21 protein-coding genes are annotated in these 26,511 nt (G+C 71.9%); 9 read left to right on the top strand and 12 right to left on the bottom strand.

The features are described 5' to 3' along the window. Positions 1 to 2 precede the first annotated feature (2 nt). The 7 genes from F6W97_RS11850 to F6W97_RS11820 all read left to right on the top strand — a co-directional run bounded on the left by F6W97_RS11850 (position 3) and on the right by F6W97_RS11820 (position 7,050). Complete coding sequence (locus F6W97_RS11850; RefSeq protein ID WP_155370296.1) at positions 3 to 962, top strand: helix-turn-helix transcriptional regulator; 960 nt, start codon at positions 3 to 5, stop codon at positions 960 to 962. 134 nt (positions 963 to 1,096) lie between these two features. Then, complete coding sequence (locus F6W97_RS11845; RefSeq protein WP_196279093.1) at positions 1,097 to 1,591, top strand: hemerythrin domain-containing protein; 495 nt, start codon at positions 1,097 to 1,099, stop codon at positions 1,589 to 1,591. Further along, entirely contained in the window at positions 1,584 to 2,459 is an 876-nt protein-coding gene (locus tag F6W97_RS11840) for an LLM class flavin-dependent oxidoreductase (protein WP_155370294.1), read from the top strand. The genes F6W97_RS11845 and F6W97_RS11840 overlap by 8 nt, the downstream gene beginning before the upstream one ends. Positions 2,460 to 2,552: 93 nt before the next feature. Beyond that, positions 2,553 to 3,062: a PH domain-containing protein gene (locus F6W97_RS11835; protein WP_155370293.1), complete on the top strand. Its 510-nt coding sequence runs from the start codon at positions 2,553 to 2,555 to the stop codon at positions 3,060 to 3,062. A 99-nt stretch (positions 3,063 to 3,161) separates the two neighbouring features. Beyond that, the gene (locus F6W97_RS11830; protein WP_155370292.1) at positions 3,162 to 3,992 is read left to right on the top strand and encodes an alpha/beta fold hydrolase; all 831 of its coding nucleotides are present in this window, start codon (positions 3,162 to 3,164) and stop codon (positions 3,990 to 3,992) included. Positions 3,993 to 4,191: 199 nt separating this feature from the next. Beyond that, positions 4,192 to 5,301, top strand: a complete 1,110-nt coding sequence (locus tag F6W97_RS11825; protein WP_155370291.1) for an RICIN domain-containing protein — start codon at positions 4,192 to 4,194, stop codon at positions 5,299 to 5,301. A 192-nt stretch (positions 5,302 to 5,493) separates the two neighbouring features. After that, the gene (locus F6W97_RS11820) at positions 5,494 to 7,050 is read left to right on the top strand and encodes an RNA-guided endonuclease InsQ/TnpB family protein (protein WP_196279092.1); all 1,557 of its coding nucleotides are present in this window, start codon (positions 5,494 to 5,496) and stop codon (positions 7,048 to 7,050) included. A gap of 320 nt (positions 7,051 to 7,370) precedes the next feature. Here the strand turns inward: F6W97_RS11820 and F6W97_RS11815 are convergent, their stop codons facing one another. The 9 genes from F6W97_RS11815 to F6W97_RS11775 form a co-directional block, all read right to left on the bottom strand. Next, complete coding sequence (locus F6W97_RS11815) at positions 7,371 to 8,120, bottom strand: LamG domain-containing protein (RefSeq protein WP_155370289.1); 750 nt, start codon at positions 8,118 to 8,120, stop codon at positions 7,371 to 7,373. Beyond that, entirely contained in the window at positions 8,120 to 9,550 is a 1,431-nt protein-coding gene (locus tag F6W97_RS41220; RefSeq protein WP_155370288.1) for a protein kinase domain-containing protein, read from the bottom strand. The genes F6W97_RS11815 and F6W97_RS41220 overlap by 1 nt, the downstream gene beginning before the upstream one ends. Before the next feature lie 55 nt (positions 9,551 to 9,605). Next, positions 9,606 to 9,881: a hypothetical protein gene (locus tag F6W97_RS11805; protein ID WP_155370287.1), complete on the bottom strand. Its 276-nt coding sequence runs from the start codon at positions 9,879 to 9,881 to the stop codon at positions 9,606 to 9,608. A gap of 35 nt (positions 9,882 to 9,916) precedes the next feature. Beyond that, positions 9,917 to 11,524, bottom strand: coding sequence for a hypothetical protein (locus F6W97_RS11800; protein ID WP_155370286.1), 1,608 nt, complete (start codon positions 11,522 to 11,524; stop codon positions 9,917 to 9,919). Positions 11,525 to 11,533: 9 nt separating this feature from the next. Beyond that, a complete protein-coding gene (locus tag F6W97_RS11795; protein ID WP_155370285.1) occupies positions 11,534 to 11,836 on the bottom strand; it encodes a hypothetical protein in 303 nt (100 codons plus the stop codon). Positions 11,837 to 11,943: 107 nt separating this feature from the next. After that, complete coding sequence (locus tag F6W97_RS11790) at positions 11,944 to 16,149, bottom strand: FtsK/SpoIIIE domain-containing protein (RefSeq protein WP_155370284.1); 4,206 nt, start codon at positions 16,147 to 16,149, stop codon at positions 11,944 to 11,946. 112 nt (positions 16,150 to 16,261) lie between these two features. Then, complete coding sequence (locus F6W97_RS11785; protein WP_155370283.1) at positions 16,262 to 16,933, bottom strand: response regulator; 672 nt, start codon at positions 16,931 to 16,933, stop codon at positions 16,262 to 16,264. Next, entirely contained in the window at positions 16,926 to 18,092 is a 1,167-nt protein-coding gene (locus tag F6W97_RS11780; RefSeq protein WP_155370282.1) for a sensor histidine kinase, read from the bottom strand. Before F6W97_RS11780 ends, F6W97_RS11785 begins: the two co-directional genes overlap by 8 nt. A gap of 190 nt (positions 18,093 to 18,282) precedes the next feature. Beyond that, on the bottom strand, positions 18,283 to 21,084 hold the full coding sequence (locus tag F6W97_RS11775; RefSeq protein ID WP_155370281.1) for a helix-turn-helix transcriptional regulator: 2,802 nt from the start codon (positions 21,082 to 21,084) through the stop codon (positions 18,283 to 18,285). A gap of 438 nt (positions 21,085 to 21,522) precedes the next feature. Here F6W97_RS11775 and F6W97_RS11770 point away from each other — a divergent pair, with 438 nt between their 5' ends. Continuing rightward, a complete protein-coding gene (locus tag F6W97_RS11770; protein ID WP_155370280.1) occupies positions 21,523 to 22,737 on the top strand; it encodes an epoxide hydrolase family protein in 1,215 nt (404 codons plus the stop codon). Between the two features lie 105 nt (positions 22,738 to 22,842). Next, the gene (locus F6W97_RS11765; RefSeq protein WP_196279091.1) at positions 22,843 to 24,057 is read left to right on the top strand and encodes an epoxide hydrolase family protein; all 1,215 of its coding nucleotides are present in this window, start codon (positions 22,843 to 22,845) and stop codon (positions 24,055 to 24,057) included. Between the two features lie 46 nt (positions 24,058 to 24,103). On the opposite strand, the gene F6W97_RS11760 is transcribed toward F6W97_RS11765, so the two are convergent. The 3 genes from F6W97_RS11760 to F6W97_RS11750 form a co-directional block, all read right to left on the bottom strand. After that, positions 24,104 to 24,823: a hypothetical protein gene (locus F6W97_RS11760; protein ID WP_155370278.1), complete on the bottom strand. Its 720-nt coding sequence runs from the start codon at positions 24,821 to 24,823 to the stop codon at positions 24,104 to 24,106. Positions 24,824 to 25,109: 286 nt separating this feature from the next. Further along, positions 25,110 to 25,601: a peptidoglycan-binding domain-containing protein gene (locus tag F6W97_RS11755; RefSeq protein WP_155370277.1), complete on the bottom strand. Its 492-nt coding sequence runs from the start codon at positions 25,599 to 25,601 to the stop codon at positions 25,110 to 25,112. Between the two features lie 148 nt (positions 25,602 to 25,749). Further along, a complete protein-coding gene (locus tag F6W97_RS11750) occupies positions 25,750 to 26,502 on the bottom strand; it encodes a hypothetical protein (protein WP_155370276.1) in 753 nt (250 codons plus the stop codon). Positions 26,503 to 26,511 lie beyond the last annotated feature (9 nt).

Here is a 26,511-nt window from a genome sequence, read left to right as displayed (position 1 = left end):
CCATGTTGGAGACATCAGCACGACTGCTGAAACTGCTCTCGCTCCTGCAGACCCCGCGGGAGTGGAGCGGCGCCGAACTCGCCGGCCGTCTCGACGTCAGCACCCGCACGGTGCGCAACGACGTCGAGCGGCTGCGCAGCCTCGGCTACCCGGTGCACGCGACCCGCGGCGCGATCGGTGGCTATCGGCTGGGCGCGGGGGCGAATCTGCCGCCGCTGCTGCTCGACGACGAGGAGGCCGTCGCCGTCGCGGTCGGCCTGCGCACGGCCGCGGCCGGGTCGATCGCCGGGGTCGAGGACACCTCGCTGCGGGCGCTGGCCAAAGTGGAGCAGGTGCTGCCGGTGCGGCTGCGGCGGCGGGTGAACGCGCTGCAGACGTACACGGTGGCGGTTCCGGCGCGCCGGCGTGGGCCGGAGGTCGACCCGCAGGTGCTGACCGCGCTCGCCGCGGCGTGCCGCGACCACGAGCGGCTCCGGTTCGACTACCGCGCCCACGACGGCACCGCGACCAGGCGCGACGCCGAGCCGTACCGGCTGGTCAACTGGGGCCGCAAGTGGTATCTGGTCGCCTACGACGTGCAGCGCGGCGACTGGCGCACGTTCCGGTTGGACCGGATCGAGCCGGTCTCGCCCGGCGGGCCCCGCTTCGCCCCGCGCCCGCTGCCGGCCGAGGACCTGGCCGCGTACGTGTCCCGCGGTGTGTCCACCGCGACCTGGCACTACCGGGCGCGGATCGTGGTGCACGCGCCCGCCGAGGTGATCGCGCAGCGGCTGCCGGCCACGGCCGGCTCGGTCGAGGTGATCGACGAGCAGACCTGCGCGGTGACCACCGGCGCGGACACCGCCGAGTCGATGGCCATGTGGATCGGCCTGCTCGACGCCGACTTCACGGTCCAGGACGCCCCGGAGCTGTCGGCCGCGCTGCGCCGCCTCGCCGACCGCTACCGGCGGGCGGCCGGATGAAAGTCGCTTACTTGAAGTAAGTGACTAACCCGTGGTTTGCGATCGGCGGACGCCGCGGCCAAGCTGGGGGAGCGCCGTGATCACTGCGGCGTTTCCCCTCGCGAACGAGACGTGTGATGAACAGACAACGATCAGTGGACGACAACCCCCTGCTGGCCGAACTGCAATGGGTGCACGGCATGCTGCGGCGCGACCTGGCGACCGTACGCAGGCTCGCCGACCAGGCCGCCGGCGGCGCCCCGGCCCGTGACCTCCAGCAGGGCCTGCGCAAGCTGCAGAGCAACGGCCCGCTGTTCCAGCTGAAAATCAACTGCCTGAGCTACTGCCAGTTCGTGCACCACCACCATCAGGCCGAGGACGCCATGCTGTTCCCGGCGGTACGCCGCGCTGCACCGCAGCTGCGGGCGACCGTGGACCGGCTGGAGTCCGACCATCGCGTGGTCTCGGATCTGCTCGACCAGGTCGAGGGCGCGGCTCGGGCATTGGGCGGCGACGACGCCGAGATTCGCGCGAAGCTGGTGGTGGCCCTGCGCACGCTCTCCGACCGGCTGCTCGAACACCTGGAATTCGAGGAGGGCGCCCTGGGTCCGGTGCTGAAGACCTGGAAGAGGTGGCCGTTCCATGGCTGACAAGCTGCAGTTCGGGCTGGCGGTCACGCCGTCGGCCCACGACGTGGCCGCGATGACCGCGCTGGCCCGGGCCGCCGACGAGGCGGGACTGGACCTGATCGCGGTGCAGGACCACCCGTACCAGCCGGGGCACCTGGACACCATGACGGCGCTGACCCACCTGGGCGCGCTCACCAGCCGGGTGCGCCTGCTCACCGACGTCGCCGACATGGCGCTGCGCCCCGTGCCGATGCTGGCCAAGGCCGCGGCGTCCCTGGACGTGCTGACCGGCGGCCGGTTCGAGCTGGGCGTCGGCTCGGGCGGCTTCCCCGACGCGGTCGCGGCGATGGGCGGCACCGCGGTACGCGGTGGCGCGGCCGTCGAGTTCACCGCCGAGGCGCTGCGGCTGCTGCGGGCGGCGCTCGACGCCGACGGGCCGATCGCGATGGACGGCCGCCACCACCAGGTCGGCGGGTACGAACCCGGGCCCGTCCCGCCGCACCGGGTCCCGGTGTGGCTGGGCGCGCAGGGCCCCCGCATGCTCGGCCTCATCGGCGAGCTGGCCGACGGCTGGATCAGCCCGCTGAACGTGTACGTGCCGCCGGGTGAGGTCCCCGCCAAGCAGACCATGATCGACGATGCGGCGGCACGGGCCGGTCGGGACCCGGCGCAGGTGCGCCGCCTCTACAACGTGCTCGGCATGATCGGCGGTTCGCACCGCGGCAAGGGGCTGTTCGGCTCCGCCGAGACGTGGGCGCAGACGCTGGCCGGATGGGCGCAGGGGCTGCGCTTCGACACCTTCGTCTTCTGGCCCGCGATGTCAGAGCTCGACCAGCTCCAGCGGTTCGCCCAGGAGGTCGTGCCCCGGGTGCGCGAACTCGCCGACTGACGGCGTACTGAGGCCCGTCGGCGGTTGCCCGCATTTACGGCAGTGGATACCCTCGGTCGACGCACTTCGGGGTCCAGTCATGGGGGCGGGCGGATGGCATTTCCGGATGAGCTTCTGGTCGGCGACGAGCAGGTCGTCGAGCGCTACGGGCCGCGATTTGTCGACATCGTCGTGACCGAGCTGCTGCGGTTCGTCGGCTACTTCAGCGTCGTCTGCGTCTTCTGGGCGGTCGTCAACTCCCGGTGGCTGGACGACCCGTTGATGACCGGGATCGCGGTGATCCTGCTGCTGGTCGCCGGGCTGGCCCTGGTGGTGTCCTCGGTCGCGCACGTGCTGCGCGGGCTGACCACCCGGTACGCGCTGACCGACCAGCGGCTGCTGCTGCGCGAAGGCGTCCTGAGCAGGCACGACCGCACCGTCCCGCTGAACATGATCCGTGGCATCGACGTCCACCAGGACCTGCTCGACCGGATCGTCGGCAGGGGCAGCCTCCGGGTGAACACCGCCGTGCTGCAGGGCCAGGGCGTGACCGTGCTGCGCGACGTGCACCGCCCCAGGGACCTCCAGCGCCGCCTGCGCGAACTGGCCCAGGGCGCGGCGTAAGCCCCGCCGGAGAGTTTCTTCTCGGAGCACCGATGAGTTGGCCCCGCGCGAGCCGTCAGAGCAGATGTAGACACATCCGCGATACCCGAGGAGATCATCATGAGCACCACCGAGTGGACCGGCGACGCGGCGGGCACCGGCCGGTACGCCGAGGTGAACGGCATCAACCTGTACTACGAGACGCACGGTTCCGGGCGGCCGATGATCCTGCTGCACGGCGGGCTCGGCTCGGGGGAGATGTTCGGGCCGATCCTGCCCGCGCTCGCCGAGCGCCACCAGGTGATCGCCGTCGACCTGCAGGGACACGGCCGCACCGCGGACATCGACCGGCCGCTCGAGGTGCCGCTGATGGCCGACGACATCGCCGCGCTGATCGACCACCTCGGCCTCGACCGCCCGGACGTGGTCGGCTACTCCCTCGGTGGCGGGGTCGCGCTGCTGACCGCGATCCGGCACCCCGGCAAGGTCGGCCGCCTGGTCTCGGCGTCGGCCAACATCCGCCGCGGCGCGATCTACCCCGACATGCTCGGGCAGCAGGGCCAGGTGAGCGCGGCGGCTGCCGAGTTCATGAAGGACACCCCGATGTACGAGCTGTACCAGCGTGTCGCACCGCGCCCGGAGGACTTCCCGCGGCTGCTGGACAAGATCGGTGTGGCGATGGCGAAGGACTTCGACTACACCGACGAGGTGCGCGGCCTGCAGGTGCCGACGCTGATCGTCGCCGCCGACGCCGACATGGCCCCGCCGAGTCACTTCGTCGAGATCTTCGGCCTGCTCGACGGCGGCCAGCGTGACGGCGGCTGGATGGGCGACGGCCGGCCCAAGGGCGGTCACGCGCTGGCGATCCTGCCTGGCCTGACTCACTACAACCTGTTCAGCTCGCCGCTGTTCGCCGCGACCACCCTGGCCTTCCTCGACCAGCAGGACTGAGCACGACCCGCCCTTTCGAACAGCGTCGGCATCGTGGAATCGGCCCAGGCCGACCACGATGCCGACGCTTTGTTGCAGCAAGACGCCCGCATGCTTGACAATTCAATCGATGGATATCAAACTCTGACATCGACAACCTTGTCTGCGTGGACGGCGCCACGCGAACCCGAACGCCCCATCCGGTCGAAGGGAATCGCTCATGCGCCGAAACCTCCGCACACTGCTGACATTCGCCGCGGCGCTCGCCGCCGGCACGCTGACGCTGCTGCCGGCCACACCGGCCTACGCCGAGACCAACGGCGGGGTCCGCGTCATGCCGCTCGGCGACTCCATCACCGACGGGTTCAACGTGCCCGGCGGCTACCGCATCAACCTCTGGCAGCGGATGGCGGCCGGCGGGCACACCGTCGACCTCGTCGGCTCAGGATTCAACGGCCCGGCCGGCCTCGGCGACCACGACCACGAGGGCCATTCCGGCTGGCGGATCGACCAACTGGACGCCAACATCGTCAACTGGATGCGCACGCACGCGCCGCGGACCGTCCTGCTGCACATCGGCACCAACGACGTCGGCCAGAACTACGACCTGCCCAACGCGCCGGCCCGGCTGTCCGCGCTCATCGACAAGATCCGGCTGCTCGGGCCGCAGACCGAGATCTTCGTCGCCCAGGTCATCGTGCGCAGCAACCCGACCGAGGAGGCCCGCTCGCAGACGTTCAACGCCGCGATCCCGGGCATCGTCGCGCAGAAGGGAGCTCGCACCCACCTGGTCGACATGCACTCCGCGCTCACCCTCGCCGACCTAGCCGACGGGCTGCACCCGAATCAGACCGGCTACGACAAGATGGCCGCCAGGTGGTACGCGGCGTTGCAGTCGGTGCCCGGCAGTCTCGCGCACGTCACGGCGCCGCCGACCGGCTCGTATGTCCTGCTGTCCAACCCGCTGTCCAACCGCTGCCTGGACGACTCAGGCGGCGGGACCGCCGGGCCCGGCTCCCAGGTGACCGTGTGGGACTGCCATGGCGGCAACAACCAGCGGTGGACCCGGACTGCGGCCGGTGAGCTGCGCGTCTACGGCGACCGGTGCCTCGACGTGAACGGCAACGGCACGGCCGACGGCACGAAGATCCAGATCTGGCCCTGCAACGGCACCAACGCGCAGCGTTTCACTGTGAACGCCAACGGAACCATCGTCGGAGTCGGCTCGGGCAAGTGCGTCGACGTCAAGTCGAGCGGCACCGCCAACGGCACGATCGTCCACCTGTGGACCTGCAACGGCACCGGGGCGCAACGCTGGCTCGTGCGATAAATCCGGCGCAGAGTCTGCCGCGCGGCTCATCGTGACGACACGTCTCGATGAGCCTGCGCGGCCGCCTCATCGGCGGGCTAGTGCGTGTTTCAGAAGTGATCGGCGGTGTCGTTCGCCGCGTGTCTCCGGTCAAGCTGTGTGGGCTTGCGGGTGGTGGGTGTTTGTCGGGGGTGTGTGGCAGGGTGTGCTGCCGTGGCCCGTTTCACCACGTTCCGGTTCTGTCTTGACCCGACGGTCGAGCAGGAGGTCGTGCTTCGTCGGCACGCGGGTGCGGCCCGGTTCGGCTACAACCAGTGTCTGCGGCTGGTCAAGCAGGCCCTGGGCGGCAAGTGTCGTGGGACGGTCGGGCAGGTGCCGTGGTCGGGTTTCGACCTGATCAACGTGTTCAACGCGTGGAAGCGCTCGGCCGCGGCGGGCCGGGTGCTGGTGGCCGCCGCCGACGGCACCACCACGGTGGAGGCCACCGGCCTGGCCTGGCGGGCCGAGGTGTGCCAGCAGGTGTTCGAGGAGGCCGCGGTCGATCTGGGCCGCGGGCTGGCCGCCTACACGGCATCGCGCAACGGCGAACGTGGAGGTCGCCGGGTCGGGTTCCCCAGGTTCAAGTCGAAAAAGCGCGCGCAGTTGTCGTTTCGGATCCGCAGCAAGACCTCTGCCACGGGACGGGCCGGTATCCGGGTCGGTGAGCGGGCACCGCGGACGGTGACCCTGCCCGGCATCGGCACGATCGCCGTGCGGGAGGACACCCGACGGCTGCGGCGGATGCTGGCCAAGGGCAGGGCCAAGATCCTGTCGGCGACCGTCAGCCACCGGGCCGGCCGCTGGGCGGTGTCGCTGACCTGCGAAGCCGCCGACCTGCACGACGCCACCCGCCACCGGCCCGACAGTGATACCGGCTGGGTGGGCGTCGACCGCGGACTGGCCACGTTCGTCGTCGCCGCCCGCGCCGACGGCACCGAAACCGCGCGAGTCGACGACTGGCCGCGGCCCTCCCGGGCGGGCATGGCGCGGCAGCGTCGCCTGGCCCGCGCCGTCACCCGCAAACCGCTCGGTTCGAACAACCGCCGTGAAGCCGCGGCCCGGCTGGGCCGCCACCACGCCCGCGTCGCGGCGATCAGACGCCGTTTCCTGCACGAGGTCTCCAACAAGCTGGTCAAGACCCACGACAAGCTCGCCATCGAGACCCTCACCATCACCGGCATGCTCGCCAACCGGCACCTGGCCGCAGCCGTCGCCGACGCCGCCTGGGGCGAACTGGCCCGCCAGATCATCTACAAGCAGCAGTGGCGCGGCGGCGACCTGATTCCGGTCGACCGCTGGTACCCGTCGACCAAGACCTGCGCCCCATGCCGGACCGTCGCCCCCGCCGTGCCCCTGAACCAGCGCACGTTCACCTGCGCCTCGTGCGGGTATCAGGCCGACCGGGACCTCAACGCCGCGGTCAACCTCGCCATCTGGGCCGAGCAGCACCACGCCCAGATCCGGGACCTCCACGCAGGGGGCCCGGTCACCAACGCCCGCCGAGGGGAAGGCTCTGGCCCGCGCACCCGCGCGAGCGAAACCAGCCCCGATGACGCGGGAACCGCACCCACCCCACCCCGGGGTGAGGAACGGACGCCCGAGAAGGGCGCTGTCTCACAACTCCCACGAGTTATGAAACAGGCCGTAGCACCATCAGGGACCGGAACGGTCAGAAGGGAGGCTGGTCCTCGCCCAACAGGGCCAGAACCGTGTTCTTCGTGCCGCCCTTGAGGCTCTGCACGACCACCTTCCCGGACCGGCCGTCAGGCATCTCCAGGGTCAGCGTCAGGCCGACCGGGTTCGTGAAGGCCGCGGAATCGGCCGTGGGCCGGAAATCGCCCGCCCAGGGCCTGAAACCGCCATTGCGCCCAGGCTCGGTGAAAAGGGCGGCGGAACCGGACGTTCTCGTACCGTCTGCGGAGACCAGCACTGCGGGACTTCGATAAGTAGCCATATGCCCCCACCCTATACCGTGTCGGGTCCGGGCGGGGTGACGGACGGCACGTGAGCGCGTGCCAAGCTGCTGGTAAGGGCGGGGCAGGTGACCCACGTCAGGAGGCTCGGGTGGCGGCGTCGCGTACCTCGACGACCTCTTCGGGTTTGAGGGTGCGGGTCCACACCTGCACGCCGGCGATCTGGCCGCGCAGGCCGTTGCCGGGCTGGCCGTTCCACCTGGCCCGGCCGATCGTCAGCGGCCCCTTCGCCTGCCATGGTTTGCCGATGGTCTCCGGCTTGCCGGGGACGCCGTTGACGTAGAGGGTGATCTGACGGGTGCGGGCCTCGTAGGTGCCCACCAGGTGCGTCCACTCGGTGGTGACCGGCTCGTCGGAGGTGGACGTGCGGTTGTGGACGGGGTCGACCACGTCGGCCTCCATCCAGTTGAACGCCCACTTGCGGTGGTACCAGCTGTACTGCAGGTAGAAGCCGCTGGCGTGGACGCCGTCCTGGGCGACCGCGGTCATGGCCAGACCGTCCGGGGGCACGAACAGCTTGACCCACGCCGACACCGAGTAGTCGCCGGTGGTGCGGATCAGCGGCCCTCCGGTGAGGCAGAACTGGTCGGCCCCGTTGAGCATGATCACCTGGCCGTGTACCGGGTCGTCGACCCAGTCCACTCCCTTCGGGCAGTCGGCGGTGGCGACGTCGTGGCCGTCGACGGTGAACTCGACGGCCGCACCGGGCGCGGGCACGGCCGCCTCGACCGGCGGCGGTGACTGCGCCGGCCACAGCAGCACGACCGCGGCGGCGAGCACCACCACTGCCGTGCCCAGGCCGGTGGCCAGGGCGGTGAGCCGGGACATCAGGACTCCTCAGGGGTCGGCACGGCCTGCGCGAACGGGCCGCGCAGCTCGGCGTCGCGGATGCAGCGGGGGCGCGACCAGGCCATCGGCGCGGGTTCGTCCGGCCCGAGGACCGCGCCTACGAGGAAGCAGTAGCCGGTGCCCCGGGTCAGCCCACCGATCCGCAGTTCGGTGACGCCGCGCGGCGCGATCTCGTCCCGGGGCCGCATGCCGGGTTCGGCGGACAGCACCCGCACCAGGACCCGGTCGTCGCGGCCGCCGGTGACCGTCCAGCGGACCAGCGCGGATGCCTCCTGCTCGTCGAGCACCGTGACGTCGTGCGGCCGGGCCTGTTCCAGGGCCGCGCCGGTCGGCACCTCGGGCGGCGCGGCAGGCGGCGGGGCCGGGGCGGGCCAGAGCGCGAACGCGGTCACCGCCACCAGCAGCGCGCCGACGCCCGCGCCTGCGGCCAGGTCGACGCCGAAACGTCGGGCGGCGGCGGGCGAGGGCTTGGCCGGCAGCGCTCGGTCGGGCCGGAACATCGTCTCGTCGGCCGGGGCGGGAGCCGGGCGGGGGACAGCCGCGGGAGGTCGGGGCGGCAGGGGCGGCACCGGTGCCGGGGCGGCGGTCGCGGCGGGCAGCAGCGCGGCCAGCGCTTCGGCGAACGCGGCGCCGTGCGGGTAGCGCTGCGCCGGGTCCTTGGCCATCGCGGTGGTGAGCACGTCGGCCAGTCCCGGCGACTCGGGCAGGTCCAGGTGCGGCACCGGGTCGTGCACGGTGCGCCAGAGCACGGCCGCGATGGCGTCGTCGCCTTCGCCGCTGTACGGGGCGCTGCCCCGCAGCAGGTGGTACATGGTGGAGCCCAGCGCGTAGACGTCCGAGGCCGGGCCGGGGCGGCCGCCGTTGACGGTCTCCGGGGCCACGTGGTGCGGGGAGAAGACGTCCAGCATGGTGGCCGAGGAGTGGCCGTCGAGCAGCCAGGCCACGCCGAAGTCGGCGAGCACCGGCTCGCCGTACCGGGAGATGAGGATGTTGCTGGGTTTGACGTCGCGGTGCACCATGCCCGCCTCGTGCGCGGCGGCCAGCGCGCCGGCGATCTTCACGCCGATGCGGACGACCTCGTCGGGGGCGAGCCGTCCCTGCTCGCGGACGCGTTCGTGCAGCGAGCCGTGCTCGTACAGCTCGGTGGCCAGGTACGGCCGCCCGGAGGCGGTCATGCCCGCGTCGAGGATCGTCACGACGTGGGGGTGGCTGCTGAGCTGTGCGGTGAGTTTGACCTCGCGCAGGAAGCGGCGGCGCAGCGCCTCGTCGGAGCCGACCATGAGCACCTTGACGGCGACCTCGCGCTCGAACACCTCCTGGTGGGCGCGGTAGACGACGCTGAACCCGCCGTGTCCGATGCGGACCAGGTCGTGGTACCCGTCGATGGCCTCGGGGCCTTCGTACATCATCGCTGCCTCCGTCGCCAGCGGGCGGCGCCTCGCGGCGCCGCCCGGCCGCCCCCGATCACGCGCCGCCGGCGCGCGAGATGTTGCTGAGGATCTTCTGGACCGAGCCCTGCAGGTCGGCCAGCGCTTCGCGCATGCGGTTGAGGTCGCCCTCGGCCTTGTCCCACACCCCGCGGAACTGGACCGCGAGCGGGCCCTCCCAGTTGTTGGGGTCCTTGAGCGCCCGGCCGGTGCCCTGCAGCTGGGTGATGAGCCCCGGCATCTGGTTGTTGATGATGCCCAGCAGCCGCTGCGCGTCGGCGTGGGCCTGATCGGTTACCTTGACTGTCGCCATGACCTCTCCTCGTACGTTCACCCCGGCCCTGGTGGCTAGGGGAGCAGGTTGTTGTCCAGGTTGTTGACGACGGAGTAGAGCGTGCCGCCGTCCAGGTGGTATTTGCGGGCCAGCTGCAGCGCGTCGCGCCTCTTCTTGAACCACTCCTCGTATTTGCCGGAGTCCTCGGGCGGGCGTTTGTCGGCCAAGGCGTCGAGCATCTTGGCGAAGTCGGGGTCGGCTTGCAGCTGGGCGAGCGACACCGGGGCGCTCTGGCCTGGCAGCGTGATCCGGCCCTGCGCGAGCAGGGTCAGCACGAGGGTGGAGATGGCCGCCTTGCGCAGGTACACCCGCGGTTCGTACTCCTCGCCGGGCTTCACCTCCAGCTGCTTGAGCAGCCACTCCTGGCCCTTGTCGATGGGGACCAGCTGCGTGGCGATGTCCTTGGCCACGCCGCCGGGGATGCGTTCGAGCACCAGGTCGGTGGCGATGCCGAGGAGCAGTTCCGGGAAGAGCGTGCGGAAGGCGGTGGCGTCCTCGTAGTGCTGCCCTACCCAGTCGGAGATCTTGTTGAGGCTGTCGAGGGCGGTGGCGTACTTGATCACCCACCCTTCGACGTCGCCGCCGGGTCCTGGCACCGGCTCCTTGAGCTTGGGCAGGCTGTCGAGCAGCAGCTCCCGCAGGACCGGCTCCAGCGGCTTGAAGTTGGCCGGGTCGACGTGGCCGGGCAGGTTCTCGGCGAGCAGTTTCAGGTACCACTGGACCTCGTTGGGGTCCTTGGTGTCCTTCAACGCGGTCTGGAGTACCCGCAGGGGTTCGATCTGGGCGCCGGGAATGGGCTTGCCCGCGTACAGGCTGACGAGCTTTTTCCAGCCTTCGGGGCCGATCGCCTTGAGGAAGTACTTCGCCGCGGCCGGGTCGGCGGCGAGGTAGCGCAGGAACGCGGCGCGCGAGTCGGCGGGCAGGTACTGGTGTTCGGGGGAGATCTCGTGCATGCCGGAGATGTGGCTGAGCGCCTCGACGATCTTCTTCGCGGCGTCGGGGGTGACCAGGTTGTGCGCGAACGCGTACGACAGCAGCAGCCCGTTGGCCGGGTTGCGCAGCAGCCGGGCGATGTCGTTCGGGTCGAGGTTGTTGAACACCGCGGCGAGGTAGTACGGGTCGTCCTTGTGCAACTGGAGCTGCTCGGTGACCCAGGTGAGGGTGGCGGAGTCGGTGGAGTCCTTGAATTTGGCGGCCAGCTGCTTGCCCGCGTCCATCGACGGCAGGTGTGCGGCCAGGTCGACCTTGGTGTCGTCGACCTGGTAGACGATGGGGCGGGTGGCGCCGGGCGCGATAGGGCCCTGGATCGGCGGTCCCTGGGTGCCGGCTTCCAGGAAGACCCGGCCGACCTGCTTGACCCAGGCGTCCAGCCGGGACGCGTCCGCTGCCGCGGCGGCGAGCAGGGCGTCGACGGACCCGGCGGTGCACACGCCGCCGAGGCGGTTGCGCAGCGCGGCGGTGTCGATGTTCTGCCCGTCGGCGCCCGGGGCGGAGCGGGCGAAGAAGGTGGTGATCGCCGGGCGCAGCCGGGTGCCGACCAGGGTGCGCAGCGCGTCGTCGGCGGGCACGCAGCGGTCCGCGTACGCGCTGAGGTTCTCGGGGATCGCCGAGCTGGTCGCCATCGCCCGCGCCTACCGGTGCCGCTTGTTGACGTCGTGGGCCTGCTGGCTGATCCGGTGGAGCACCTTCAGCGCGTCGCGCAGGTCGTCCTCCAGTGCGGCGAGTTTGCGCTGCTGGCTGGTGAAGTCGCGGTCGAAGTCCCTGCGGTGCCTGCCGTCCCAGGCCAGGCCGGGTTCCGCGCCGAGCAGGCTGGTACGGGCGGCCTTGCGCTGCTCGATCAGCGCGTGGGTGTCGTTGGCCGCCGCGGTCAGCGCCGACGCGAGCTGGTCGGCCGCGCCGAAGTCGTAGTTGACGTGCACGTACGGCTCGCCCATCGGATACCTCCCCAGGTCTTCGCGACTACTCGACAGTCGCAGATGGACGGTGTGCCGGTCGACCGGCCGGGGGTGGAAGTTCCTGGTAGACCGTGCGCGGTAGCCGTCTACAACCGGTGCGGTATTGACGGGACGGCGTCGGGCAGGGCGAGCTGCACACCTTCGACGCCGCCGTTGACGACGAGGTAGCCGCGGCCGGGCACGGGCGCCATCCGGTCGTGCCGGGGCAGGGTCACGCCGAGCAGGTCACCGTCGAGGTCGTGGTCGGGCGCCAGCAGCACGCCGGTGCGGCAGTCGCGGACCCGCTGCACCCAGCCGCCGTAGCTGCGGCGTACGGCCTCGGCCCGGCCCGCGGCGACCAGGTGCCGGCCGGGGCCGCCCGCGGCCAGCCACACGTCGAGCGCGTCGGCGGTGTCCTCGACCGCCTCGGCGTCGTCGACGAGCAGCAGCGTGGGCCGGTCGGTGGCGGACAGGACGGTGCGCAGCCCGTCGTAGTCGGTGCAGACCCGAACCCGCGGGTCGAGGTCGCGCAGCGGGGAGCGGCGCGGGGTGTACGCGACGACGGCCGGTGCGGGGTCTGCGGACAGTGCGGCGAGCGCGACCGTGCACAGCGCGGTGCTGCGGCCGGACCGCGACGGGCCGGTGATCACCGCGTGTTCGCGCTCGTAGAGGGTGAGCCCGACCGGGTCGAGGGATTCGGCGGAAAGGCCCAGCGGCAGCTGCCACGGTTCGGGGCCGCACGCGGCCGGGGCGGCCAGCTGCGACCAGCCGACCTGGTGCGGTAGCGCCCGGACCGCGGGGGCGGTGCGGGCCGCGCCCGGGCACCGGGCCGCGACCGTCTCGACCGCGGCGGCGGTCTCGGCTCCGGGGTGGGCGAGCTGGACCACCTGCCGGGTCGCGGCGATCAGGGCACGTCCGGCGGTGAAGGCGGGCACGGCGGTGCGGGGTACGTCGAACGCGCCGTACTCGTTCGGGTCGGCCAGGCGCAGCAGCAGTTTCTGCTGGGTGAGGGCTGCCCACGAGCCGGGTACGGCACCGGCGCGGTCGGCGGTCGCGGCGACGTGCACCCCGACCGCGGGACCGTCGGCGTACACCCGGGCCAGCTCGTCGGCCAGGGCCATGCCGGTGGCGTCGCGGTCGAGTTCGGACAGCAGCGCGCCGACGTTGTCGATCAGCACCAGCCACGGGGTCTGCGCCGCCCCGGCCTTGCGGGCGTCGACCTCGCGGCGCAGCAACCGGATCAGGCGGCTGCGGCGTTCCTTCTCGGCCGCGCCGACGTACGCGCCGGTGTGCGGCAGGTCTGCCAGCGGCGCGAGGTCACCCGCCCCGAGGTCGAGCACGTACAGGTGCTGCCGGTCGGGCGGTGCCGCGGCGGCCATGGCCAGGGCCAGGGTGGCCAGGGTGGTGGTGGCTCCTGCGCCGACCGAGCCGTAGCAGAGCAGGTTGCCCGCCTCCGGGTCCCAGCCGACGGGGTACTGCGCCTGCCGGTCGGGGTCGTCGGCCAGCGCCAGCGCAGGCAGGGCGCGGATGTCACCCTGCAGGGTGCGGGCCGCCTCGCCGAGGTCCGCGAGCCCGATCAGCGCGGGCAGCGGGTCCGGCCACGGGCGGCGGGGCGCGCCGATCTGCGCGACCGCGCACGCGTCAGTGGCCGCCTCGACGATGCGTTGCAGGTCGGTGGCCCCGTCGCCGGACTCGCCCGCGGCGACGCCGCCGCCGAGCAGGAACGGCGTCAGCGACACCGCGGCGGCCGCCCCGGCCCGCGGGCTCACCCCGGTGGACAGCGCGGTCTGCACCGGCAGCACCTCGCGCAGGCTGAGCCGGTAGTAGGCGCGGCCCCACTGGCGGCTGCCGATCCCGGCGGCGGCCGGGCTGTCGATGACGTCCTGCGAGTCGCCCGTGCTCTCCAGCCGCAGCGCGATGCGCAGCTTCACGTTGTTCTTGATGGCGTCGCTCACCGAACCCGCGGGCCGCTGCGTCGCCATGATCAGGTGCATGCCGAGGCTGCGGCCCCGCTGCGCGATGCTCACCAGCGAGTCCACGAAGTCCGGCAGCGACTTCACCAGCGTCGCGAACTCGTCGATCACCACCACCAGCCGCGGCATCGGCTCCAGCTCGGGCTGCCGCGTCTGGCGCAGCCGCTGATAGTCACGCACATGACCGAGGCCCGCGTCGCGCAGCGCGTGCTCGCGGTGCTTCAGCTCGGCCTCCAGGCAGCGCAGCGCCCGCTCGCCCAGCTGCTCGTCCAGGTCGGTGACCAGCCCGACCACGTGCGGTAGCTTCGCGCACTCGTCAAGTGCCCCGCCCCCCTTGTAGTCCACCAGCGCGAACGTCAGGTGCTGCGGGTCGGTCTCCACCGCCATGCTCGCGATGAGGGTGCGCAGCAGCTCGCTCTTGCCCGACCCGGTGGTGCCCGCGATCAGGCCGTGTGGCCCGTCGTCGTCGAGGTCCACGCCGAACAGGTCGCGCTCGCCGACGCCGAGCACCGCCCGCACCCGCAGCGCCCCGGCCCCGGCCTGCCAGCGCTCGGCGAGCGCCGGGCCGGTCACGTCGGGCAGGCCCAGCAGCGGCAGCAGGTTCACGCTGTCGGGCAGTCCCGCGCCCGCCACCGGCGACTCGGGGTCGTCGAACCGGGCCAGCGCCCGCGCGGTACGCCGGGCGTGCTCCTCGCCCACCCCCTGCGGCAGGATTCCGGTGATCTCCTCCCCGGTCGTGACCTGGTGCAGCCGCCCGGTGCCGTCCCCGCCCAGCGACAGCACCGACGTGCACAGCGCGGGCAGCCGGTCGGTCAGCACGATCCCGCCGGACCGGGTCGCGCTGCCCGCGAGCAGGTCCCGCAGCGGGCACGGCCGTCCCTCCAGCAGCGCCGCCCCGTCGACCACGATCAGCGTCGCCCGGGAAGCCGCCGGATCGCCCGCGGCCAGCAGCGCCCGCGCCAGCGCCGCCGACTGCTCGTCCCCGACGGCGACGAGACGCCCGGCCCCGCCGCCGGGTTCGGCCAGGTGCGGCAGCCACTTCGTCCAGTCCCAGTCGGCGATCCGGTCCTGGTCGGCGAACAGGGCGACGGTGACGTCGGCGGGCCCGCTGCTCACCACGGCCTGGCACAGCAGCGACCGGGCCACGGCCAGCGCGGCGGCCCGATCGCCCTCCAGTCCGATCACACCACCGGCCGCCGAGGCGACCACCGGCACCTGCGGCAGCGGCTCATCCGCGTCGAGCTGCGCGGCGTCGGCCGGGTCGGGGGCGTTTCCGCCGTCCGTGGTCAGCGGCGGCAGCCACGGCTGGTCCGCGACGCCGACGCTGAGCTGCATGAAGTCCGCCGCGCCGGGGCGGCGCTCCCACAGCCGCGCCCCGGGGCCCTCGGCCCTGGCCAGCAGCGCGGCCGGGTCGGCGTGCGCGGCCCGGCGGGCGGCGATCTCGGCGGCGCGTCGCCGGGTCAGCTCCGCGCGGGCCTCGTCGAGCCGGCGGGCATGGTCGCGACGGCCCCGGCGCAGGCTGACCCGGCCCCGGGTGCGCTGCTCGACGAACTCGCCCACCAGCATCACCGGCGACAGCAGCGCGAACAGCGCGAACCGCCAGTCGCCCATGACCATCACCATGACCCCGGCCATCGCCATCGGACCGATGAACAGCGCCAAGCTGAACGGCGTACGGTGCCCCGCCGACGGGGACCGCGGCACCCGGATCGGCGGCGCGGAGGCGGCCGACGCGGCGCGGGGCGGCCGGTTGAACGGCATGGTGCCACCGGGTCGGGCTTCCCGCACCGGGTTGACGTGCTGCACCCGCTCCAGCCGCGCGGGCGGCAGCACCCGCAGCAGCACCTGCCCAGCCAGCGAGATGACGTCGTCCGGGCCGACGGCCGACGGGCCGCTCAGCCGGGCGCCGTTGAGGTCGGTGCCGTTGCGCGAGCCCAGGTCGGTGACGGTGACCCGGCCGTCGGCGGCCACGTCCAGGGCGCAGTGCTCCCGGGACACGTCCGGGGCCGAAACGCAGACTCCCGCCGCCGGAGCGCGGCCGAGCGTGGTGCGCCCCACCGGCAGCCCCACGGTGCGGCCCGCGGCCAGGCCGCCCGCGATCCGCAGCACCGCCACGGGCGCGGCTGCGACCGTGGGCCCTGCCTCCCGGGCGGTCACCTGAGAACCCGTCACCAGCCCCGACTCGACCAGCGCCGTCTCCGCGCGGGCGGGCCGCCCGTCGACGAGCAGCCCGCCGGGCAGATCCAGCGCCGCCGCCAGATCGCCCACCGTCGCGTCCGGGCGGCCCAGCCTCAGGTCCAGCTCGTGCTCGGTGTCGGCCAGGCTAAAGACGAACTGCATACCGATCAACCTCCCCGGCCCATCGTCGCAGCGCAGGCAGGCGAGCGCGTGAACCCGGAGTTGGCCGTCACCCTCCAACCAGGAGGGTAGGCGGGTCAACCCGACGGTGTAGTCAGCCGGCGGAGCCGCCCGGGGTGACCAGACCCGTCTCGTACGCGATCACGACCGCCTGGGCCCGGCTCGACAGCGACAGCTTCGACATCAGCCGGTTCAGGTGCGTCTTCACCGTCGCCTCGCTCAGATGCAGCTCCCCGGCGATCTCCGTGTTCGACAGCCCGCGCGCGACCAGGCGCAGCACGTCCAGCTCCCGGCTGGTCAGCACCGCCAGATCCGGGCTCGGGCCGCCCGCCGCCCGGCCGGGACCCGTGTTCGCCTCGATCAGGCGGCGCACCACCGTCGGCGTGAACAGCATGTCCCCGCCCGCGATCGCGGCGATCGCCGCGAACAGCCGCTCCGGGCTGGTGTCCTTCAACATGAACCCGCTCGCCCCGGCCCGCAGCGCCGCGTACACGTACTCGTCCAGGTCGAACGTGGTCAGGATGAGCACGCGCGGCGGCTCGTCCTCAGCGGCGGCCAGGATCTGCTCGGTCGCCGCGACGCCGCTCAGGCCCGGCATCCGGATGTCCATCAGGATCACGTCCGGCCGCAACCGCGCCGCCAGCTCCACGGCCTCCTCGCCGGAGGCCGCCTCACCGACCGCGTTCAAGCCCGGCGCGGCCTTGATCATGGCGACCAGCCCTGCCCTGATGAGCACCTGGTCGTCCACGACCAAGACGTCAACCATCCGCGTGTTCCCCGATCGGCAGCGTGAGGCGCACCTCGAACCCGCCCTCCGGCCGAGGTCCGGCCGACAGCGTCCCCCCGTAGATCCTCGCCCGTTCCCGCATGCCGATCAACCCGTGACGCACCACATCGGACGGTGATTCAGGTCTCCGAGCCGCACCGCGATCGGCGACGGTGACCGCCAGCGCATGGGCGTGCCACACCAGCGACACCGTCGCCTCGGGCGGCACGGCGTGCTTGAGCACGTTGGTCAGCGACTCCTGCACCACCCGGTACACGCACAGCGCCAGTCCCGGCGGCAGCGCCACCGGCTCGCCCTCGGCCTGCGACTCCACCGTCGCCCCCGCCGCCCGCACCCGCTCCAGCAGATGCGGCAACCGGTCCAGCCCCGGAGCCGCGTCGAACTGCGCCGGCTCGCCCGCCTCCACCGACGACACCCGCAGCACCGCCAGCAGCCGCCGCATCTCGCTCAGCGCCTCGTGCGCGGTGCCCGCGATCACGTCCAGCGCGGTCCGCGCCGTCTGCGGATCGGAGTCCAGCACATACCGGCCCAGCCCGGCCTGCACCGAGATCACCGACATGTGGTGCGCCACCACGTCGTGCAGCTCGCGGGCGATCCGGCCCTGCTCCTGCGACACCGCCTGGTGCGCCCGCTCCTGCTGCTCGCGGCGCAGCTGCTCGGTCAGGTACGCCAGGTGCCTGCCCCGCTCGCGCAGCCGCCCCGAGTTGTCGCCGAACCCCCACGCCACCAGGATCATGAACGTGACCACGACCGCGCCGAACAGGCGCTCGTTGCCGTGCAGCAGGCGCTGGGCGTACAGCAGCACCGCCCCGCCGAGCAGCGCGCCCGGCACCGACAGCTTCCGCGGCCGCGCCTCGGCGACCGTGAACACCGCCAGCGCGACCGCGAACGTCACCACCGAGTGGTAGTAGTCGAGCGCCAGATAAGCCGTCGCGGCGGCGGTGACGGCGAGCAGAACCGGCACCGGGAACCAGACCCGCACATACAGCGGCAGATGGAAGGCGAGGATCAGCGCCCAGCCGACGGCGTCGATCGGCACACCCGTGGTGGCTCCGGTGACATCGGCGCCCGCCAGCAGCAGCGCGGCGGCCAGCAGCCACGACACCAGCACCAGATCGGCCAGCCGACGCCATCGCATCCGCAAGACGGTAGCGGCGTACGCCGTCCGGTGTCATCAACCCACAGCCTTATGCGGCACCAGGGTCAGTCCCGGCCGCGACGTCCCGGCATCAGTCCGCGTTCGAACGCCTCGACCTGAGCCGGGTCGATCGTGCACTGCACGGCGCAAGTGATAGTGGTACCACCATGCGGCCCGCCGGCCTGGCGCCTCACACCGTCGACATCGGCGGTTCGGCGGCCGAGAACGCCGAACGCAGGTCCTTGCGTGAAGTCACGCCCAGTTTCGCGAAGACCTTGCTCAGGTGCCACTCGACGGTCCGCGGGCTGATGAACAGGTGGGCCGCTATCTCGACGTTGGTGCGCCCCTCCCGGGCCAGCCGGGCGATCTGCGCTTCCTGACCGGTGAGTTCGCTGAGTGCGGAGGCGTCACGTTTGCGTGCGGTCTCGCCGGTGGCGAGCAGTTCTTTGCGGGCGCGCTCGGCGAAGGCGTCGGCGCCGACCCGGCTGAGCATTTCACGGGCCGTGCGCAACTGCTCGCGGCTGTGCATACGGCGATGCTGCCGCCGCAGCCATTCGCCGTACAGCAGCCGGGCGCGGGCCAGATGCACGGTGATCCGGCACTGGCTCAAATATCTGATCGATTGGCGGTAGTGCGGCTCGGCATCGTCTCCGCTGCTGGTCAGCGCCAGTGAGCGGGCCTCCATGCCCAGGGCCCACGGGGTCGCGGCGGCGCGGGTCCGGTCAGTGAGCTTTTCGAGCGCTGCCGCAGCCGCGTCGGGCTGCCCGCTGCGGGTGGCGGCCTCGATCAGTTCGACCAGCACCCAGCCGAACAGCCCCAGGTCTTCGTACTCGCCGGCCTGGGCAGCGGCGGTGAACGCCGCGTCGTAGCGGCCAAGGCCGTTGTGGAGCACGGCGGTGGCGTAGTCGGCGATGGCCAGCGCACGTCCTTCGCCGCGGGCGCTCGCTTCGGCGCGGGCCGCGTCGATGAGCCTGCGGGCCTGGGACTCCCGGCCCTGCCAGGCGGCGAGCAGCAGCGACGGGTACATCATCGGCGCGCTGCCGATGGCAGTCGAGATCGCGGTCGCCTCGTCGGCCAGGGACGCCGCGGTGGAGAGGTCGCCGGTGTGGACGCGGTAGCAGGCTTCGTAGCTCAGTGCCATCGGCAGGACGCCGAGCGCGCCCGCGTCGCGGGCGAGGGTCACCGCTCCGGTGGCCAGTTCGTGCCAGGCCTCGTCGTTCCACAGTTCCGGTGCCAACGGTTCCGGTGTCACCGGGCAGGCCAGCCACATCCACCGCCGGTCGGTGCCCGGCGTGGCGGACCGCTGCTCGTGCTGAATCCTGTTCAGCGCTTGGCGCAGCCGGTCGGCGGCGCTGCCGTAGCCGTCGATGGTGAGGGCGGTGAGGGCTTCGAGCAGGACGTCGACCGGCCGCTGCGGCGACGACGCGGGCAGCGGTGTGGTTCGTATGGTTCGGGCGATCTCCGGCAAGTCGGGGCCGGTGTTCAGGCGTCCGGCGAACAGTGCCGCACCGAAGGCTTCCAGCAGGGTGTCGCGGGTGAGCGCGGCGTCGAGCGGCGCGAGTCGGCGGGCGGCGTCGAGCAGCAGCCGGGGCGCGTCGTCGCCGCGTTGCTGCGTGAACGCCAGGCGGGCGCGCAGCCGTTCGAGCCGGGCCTGTCGCGTCTCGTCCGGGGGCCCGGCCGCGGCCGCGGCCAGCATGTCGTGTGCCTGGACCGCGCCACCTGCGTCGATGCCGACCTGGGCCGCGGCCAGCGCTCTGTCGGCGCGCCGCGCCGGGTCGGGGGTCAGTTGCGCGGATCGGCGCAGGAACGCCGCGGCCGTGGCGGCTGCGCCCCGGCCCTGTGCCCGGAACGCGCAGTCTTCGAGTGCGGCCGCGAGGGTTTCGTCGGGGCGGGTCGCGGCCTGGGCGCTGTGCCACGCTCTGCGGTCGGGGTCGGTGTGCGGGTCGGTGGCTTCGGCCAGCGCCTGGTGTGCGGTGCGCCGGTCCGGCGCCGACGCCTTCCGGTAGACGGCCGAGCGTGCCAGCGGATGCTGGAACCGCACCGCGGTGTCGAACTCGACGAGACCCGAGGCTTCGGCGGGCGCGGCAGCCCCGGTCGGGATGTGTTGGATTTCCGCGGCACGCCACAGCAGGTTCGCGTCTGCGGTGGGGTCGGCCGCGGCGGTCAGCACCAGTCGCCTGCTGTCCGGCGGAAGTTGCTGCAAGCGCAGGTGGAAAGCGTCTTCGATGGTGTCGGCCACGGGGCGTCGGCCGGCGAGCCAGAGCCCGCCCGCCAGGTCGGTGGGTGGGATCAGGCGCGGCAGCATGAGCAGCGCCATCGGGTTGCCGTGTGCTTCGGCGACGATGCGGTCGCGTATCCGGGGTTCCATGGGGACGTGTGCGGCTGAGGCGAGCAGGGCGCGGGCGTCGGTGTCGTGCAGGCCTTCGACGGTCATGCCGGGCAGGTCGGTCAGTTCCTGGTCGCCGCCGGGCGAGCGGAGCGTGAAGATCATGGCGATGGGTTCGGCGGTGAGCCGTCGCGCAGCGAAGGCGATCGCCTGCATGGACTCCTCGTCGAAGCACTGGGCGTCGTCGACGATGCAGAGCAGCGGCCGATCTTCGGCGGCTTGGGTCAGCAGGCTGAGCGCGGCCAGCCCGACCAGGAAGCGGTTCGGCGGCGAGCCCTGGCGCAGACCCAGGGCGGCCGAGAGCGCTTCGCGCTGCGGTTCGGGCAGCAGCGGCAGCCTGCCGAGCAGCGGAGCGCAGAGCTGGTGGAGGCCGGCATAGGGCAGCGTCATCTCCGATTCGACCCCCATGACACCGGTGGTCCGGAAACCCGCCGCCTGTGCTGCCGCATATTCCAGCAGCGCGGTCTTGCCTATACCCGGCTCGCCACGCAGCACCAGCACGGCGCTCACGCCCGCTCTCGCATCGGCGAGCGCCCGGTCGAGCCTGGCGAGTTCCCGGCCTCGGCCCCGAAGCCCGGCCCGGTTCCCTACCGCCGACGCTCCCATAGGTCGAATCCTCCCAGGTCGGGGAGGGAGCGGTGACCATCACTCGGAGGCTCGACGTCGGTGGAGCACCCCTGATGTCCGCACTGCCTCGGTGCACCGTTCATGCCCGTCTGTACCTTCCGGCCCGAGGTCCGGGGGTACAGACCGGGGGGTGGGCCGGGGGTCGACACGGGGGCGATCCGCCTTCCGGGCTGCGATCGTCGACAGGCCGGTCAAGCCCAGGCGATGGGCCGGACAGAACCGCCGCCGAAGGGTCTTTGGGCTCCGGCTTCCACCTAGAATCAATGCAAATGGGGGCAGAGCATGCCTGATTAGCGCAAGTCCGGGCGACAACCTTCAGCCAGGTGCTCGTCGCACACCGCCGGCCATCGCCGGCACTCACCGGAGGAAGGCCCGAAGCCTTCCAAAGCTCCAATCAGCACAGCAAGGAAGCTACTCATGTCTGTCACATCCGACGCCGCCGCGATCCGGCCGTTCAAGGTCGAGGTATCCGAGGCCGACCTCAAGGACATGCACGCGCGCATTCTGCACACGCGCTGGCCCGAGAAGGAGACCGTCTCCGACGACTCGCAGGGCCCGACCCTGGCCACGATGCAGGCGCTGGCCCAGTACTGGACGCACGACTACGACTGGTACCGCTGCGAGGCACAGCTCAACTCGTACCCGAACTACCTCACCGAGATCGACGGCCTGGACATCCACTTCATCCACGTACGGTCCCAGCACGAGAACGCCCTGCCGATCATCATCGCGCACGGTTGGCCCGGTTCGGTCATCGAGCAGCTCAAGCTCATCGAGCCGCTCACCAACCCGACCGCGCACGGCGGAACCGCCGACGACGCGTTCCACGTGGTCATCCCGTCGATGCCCGGCTACGGGTACTCGGGCAAACCGACCGAGAAGGGCTGGGGCCCCGACCGCATCGCCCGCGCCTACGGCGAGCTGATGAATCGCCTCGGCTACGACCGCTACGTCGCCCAGGGCGGCGACTGGGGCGCCATCGTCGTCGACCTGATGGCCGCGCAGGAGGTCGACGGCCTGATCGGCCTGCACACGAACATGGCCGGCGTGGTACCCGCCGAGATCGACAACCTGTTCCAGAAGAACGTCATCGGCGCGGCCAACGCGCTGGAGAACCTGCCCGCCGGGCTGTCCGACGAAGAGCGGGCCACCTGCGAGCAGCTCGACTTCACCTGGAAGCACGTCGCCTACGCGCTCCAGATGGGTTCGCGGCCGCAGACGCTGACGGGCCTGGCGGACTCGCCGGTGTTCCTGGCCGCGTGGCTGCTCGACCACGACCCGCGGAGCATGGCGCTGATCTCGCGCTCGTTCGCCGGGGTGCCCGAGGGCCTGACCCGCGACGACGTCCTCGACAACATCACGCACTTCTGGCTGACCAACACCGGGGTGTCGGCGGGCCGGCTGTACGCGGAGAACACGTACTCGTTCTTCGGCGTCAAGGGCGTCAAACTGCCGGTCGCGGTGAGCGTCTTCCCCGACGAGCTCTACCAGGCACCCCGGAGCTGGGCGGAGAAGGCCTACCCGAACCTGGTCCACTACAACAAGCTCCCCAAGGGCGGCCACTTCGCCGCCTGGGAGCAGCCGGAGTCACTGGTGGACGAGGTCCGCACCGGGCTGCGCTCCCTGAGGTAGCCGGACCCCCGGCGCGCACCGAGCGGCTCGCCGTTTCGAGCCGCTCGGTGCGCCAGGCGTCCACGGCGCTCGCCGAGAACCATCCTCAAGAACCAGGGAATGTCCATGCCTTCACCCGTCGAGGCACCGGCGATCCGGCCGTTCCGGGTCGAGTTCGCCGACGCCGACCTCAAGGACCTGCAAGCCCGGATCCTGCACACGCGCTGGCCCGAGAAGGAGACCGTCGCCGACCGGTCGCAGGGCCCGCAGCTGGCCACCATGAAGGAACTGGCCAGGTACTGGGTCGAGGAGTACGACTGGCGACGGTGCGAGGCGAAGCTCAACTCGTATCCGAACTTCGTGACCGAGATCGACGGCCTGGACATCCACTTCATCCACGTGCGGTCGAAGCACCCCGAAGCGCTGCCGATCGTCATCTGTCACGGCTGGCCGTACTCGGTCGCGGCGCTGCTGAAGGTCATCGAGCCGCTCACCGACCCCACCGCGCACGGCGGTCGTGCCGAAGACGCGTTCCATGTGGTCCTGCCGTCGATGCCCGGGTACGGGTTCTCGGGCAAGCCCACCGAGCCAGGCTGGGGACCCGACCGCATCGGCCGCGCGTGGGCGCAGCTGATGCAGCGGCTGGGCTACGACCGCTACGTCGCGCAGGGCGGCGACTGGGGTTCGATCGTCGTGGACCTGATGGCCGCGCAGGAGGTCGAGGGGCTGGCCGGCATCCATACCAACATGCCCTGCGTCGTCCCGGCCGGGATCGACAACCTGTTCCAGCAGAACATCCTCGGCGCGGCCAACGCCCTGGAGAACCTGCCTGCCGGGCTGTCCGACGAGGAACGGGCCGCGTGCGAGCAGCTGAACTTCACCTGGCAGCACGTCACGTACGCGCTGCAGCAGGGCTCGCGGCCGCAGGCCCTGGCCGGGCTGGCCGACTCGCCGGTGTTCCTGGCCGCGTGGATGCTCGACCTCGAAGCCAACAGCCTGGCGCTGATCTCGCGGGCGTTCGCGGGATCGTCCGAGAGCCTCACCCGGGAGGACGTGCTCGACAACATCACCCTGTACTGGCTGACCAACACGGGTGTGTCCTCGGCGCGGCTGTACGCGGAGAACAGGTTCTCGTTCTTCGCCGCCAAGGGGGTCAGGCTCCCGGTCGCGGTGAGCGTCTTCGAGGACGAGCTGCACCTGCCGCCGCGAAGTTGGGCGGAGCAGGCATACCCGCAGCTCATCCACTACAACCGGCTGCCTGCGGGCGGGCATTACCCCGCGTGGGAGCAGCCGGAGTCGTTCGTCGACGAGGTCCGCACGGGTCTGCGCTCACTCAGGTAGGAGCGGGTGCTGCAGGACAGTCCGAGAATGACGCGATGGACGCGTGTCAGCGGCCTTGGGCGGGTAGGCGCAGGGCGGTCGCGACGGTGCTTACGACGGCGACGGTGAGGAAGTGGAAGGAGACGGAAGGCCAATCAGTGCTGTGGCCGATGCTCCAGCCGACGGCGGTCAGCGCGCTGACAGTCACGAGGGCGCCTGCGGTGAGCGCCGCGTCGCGGCGCAGCCAGCCGGTCGCGGCCAGGGCGATGCCCCACGGCAGTCCGAAGAGCAGCGCGTACGCACCGAGCAGGGTGATCGGGGACAGGCCGCCCAGCATCGCGACCGGCAGGCCGACCGCGACTGCCGCGCCGGTCGCGAAGGCGACCCAGCGCTGGTATCCATGGGTTTGCGCGGCCAGGACGCCGCTGCGACGCATCACGGCCAGGCAGACCACCGCGGCCACCGCGCCCGCGACGGCCAGGACGGCTGCCAACGGCATCAGCAGGGGAAGAATGTTGTAGCCGGTGCCGACCATGCCGGAGAAGGGACGCCAGTGCTTCACCGCCCAGATGCCGGTGGCGCTGAGCTGTCCTGCGGCGAACAGACCTGCTGTCGCGGCGACGTCGGCGGCGACCGGTCTGCCCCGCAACAAGACGAGTCCGCCTACGGCCAGCAGCGCCAGCAGTACCCAGCGGCCCGCGCCGTAGAGGGTGGCGACGTCGTCGAAAATACGGAAGCCACCGGGCACGGCCAGCACGACGGCGCTCGCCGCTGAGGCGAACAGCACCGCCGTTCCCGCCCGCCGGTGATCCGAAAGCTCGGTCCCCGGAGTTGCCGACGTACTGAAGATGGTGGCCCCCGTCGATCTCGTGCGGTCGTCTCATGGTGTCCGGTCAGGACGGAGTTCGCAAGGCGAGCCGATCGGCTGAGCCGCGCCGAATCCGCACCGGGCGCTCGCTGCCGGCGGTGGCGGGCCGGCACCGCACCCGACGCGTGCGGTGCCGGGCTCACCGCCGGCGGTGATCTGGGTCCTCCGCTACCCAGAGTAGTGTTCGCAGGTCAAGCGCGTTCGGCTATGGCAGGGACAGGAACCCGCACTCACTCCCGTCCCAGTACTCCATCCAGGACCGGGTCTGCGGACCGTAGCCGCCGTCGGTGGCGATGCCCACCCCGTAGTAGCGGTTGACATACTTCTGCACCTTGATCAGCGCGTTCTTCGTGAGCGAGCCGAACTCGCCGTCCTCGACCAGCGGATCGAACCGCAGGTCGGTGTAGCCGCTGCCACTGGCGATGATCATCGGTCGCATGCACTTGTTCAGGTTGTACTGAAGGCCCTCCACGCCCGCGTTGTAACCGCCCTCCCCGTCACCGGGGGTGAGCTTGCACCGCTGACTGGTGTTGTAGAGGGGGACCTTCGTGCCGTAAGCCTGGTGCTCGAGCCAGGCCTGCCCCTTGCTGTTGCAGGTCGATTCCGCCGCCTGGGCGGGAGCGCCGAACCCTGCTACCAGCGCGCCGGCGACCAGCGCGGTGGCGAGGGCATGCCGCGCCATCTTGTGGAAATTCATTCGCGAAGCGTAAATGCGCGGACGCACGCGTGGGGGGCAACGGCCATCCGGCTGGGCGCGGACCCGCGCCGGCAACGGTTGCCCGTCGACACGCACCACTCACACCCGCCCGCCGTCCACGATGCGGCGGTCGGTCGAATTCGTGTCGTCAGTCTGGACGCATGACGGCGGCGCGATCGGTGATCGCTGTCAGCCACTCGGCAGCCTGCTGCGGATCCGGGCCGGTCAGGCCGTACAGATCGGTCACGGCACGGGCGGCACTGACCCAGTCGCCGTCGCGCAGCGCGGTGCAGGCTCGCGCGGCCGCGTAGTCCCACCAGGCTTGCCGGTCGGCGGGCGGCTGCGGCCAGCCGGTCTCGAACCTGGTCAGCCGCCGGTACGCCGCATCGCAAGCGTTGCGCAGCCACGCCTGCTCCGCCGCCGAGACCTCCGCACCGGCGGCCGCGATGGCCAGCGGCCGCCGCCACGATGTCGGCAGCAGCTCTTCGTCGATCGACCGTAGCGCCTGCACGACAATGTCACGCAGCACGTCGTCGTCGGCTCCGTCGAGGTGCCGGACGGCCCACCCGAGGTGCGCGAACACGTCCGCGTCGGGGAACGGCACCCATGAGTCGAGTTCGCTGAACGCGTGCGCGAGGTCGGCGTGCGCCCCGGCTGCGCCGAGCGCCACGGCCTGGCGTACGCCGATGGTCCGCCCGCGGGTCAGCAGACCCGCGGCGGGGGTGAGCTGGACCCGCTGGTGTGGGGCCGACCGGGGATGGAATCCCTGGTCGGGGCCCCAGCACCAGCGGTCGGGCCGCGCGGCATGGGGGATCAGCCGGCCGAGCGGGCCCGTCGACGACACCGGTGTACAGCGGTGGACAACGGCTTGGCTGCGCACCTGGTTCGTCGATCCGGTCATGGGGCCACC

Source organism: Catellatospora vulcania (genome assembly GCF_009720385.1).
Lineage (GTDB): Bacteria > Actinomycetota > Actinomycetes > Mycobacteriales > Micromonosporaceae > Catellatospora > Catellatospora vulcania.
This window is presented reverse-complemented; position numbering and strand designations above follow the sequence as displayed.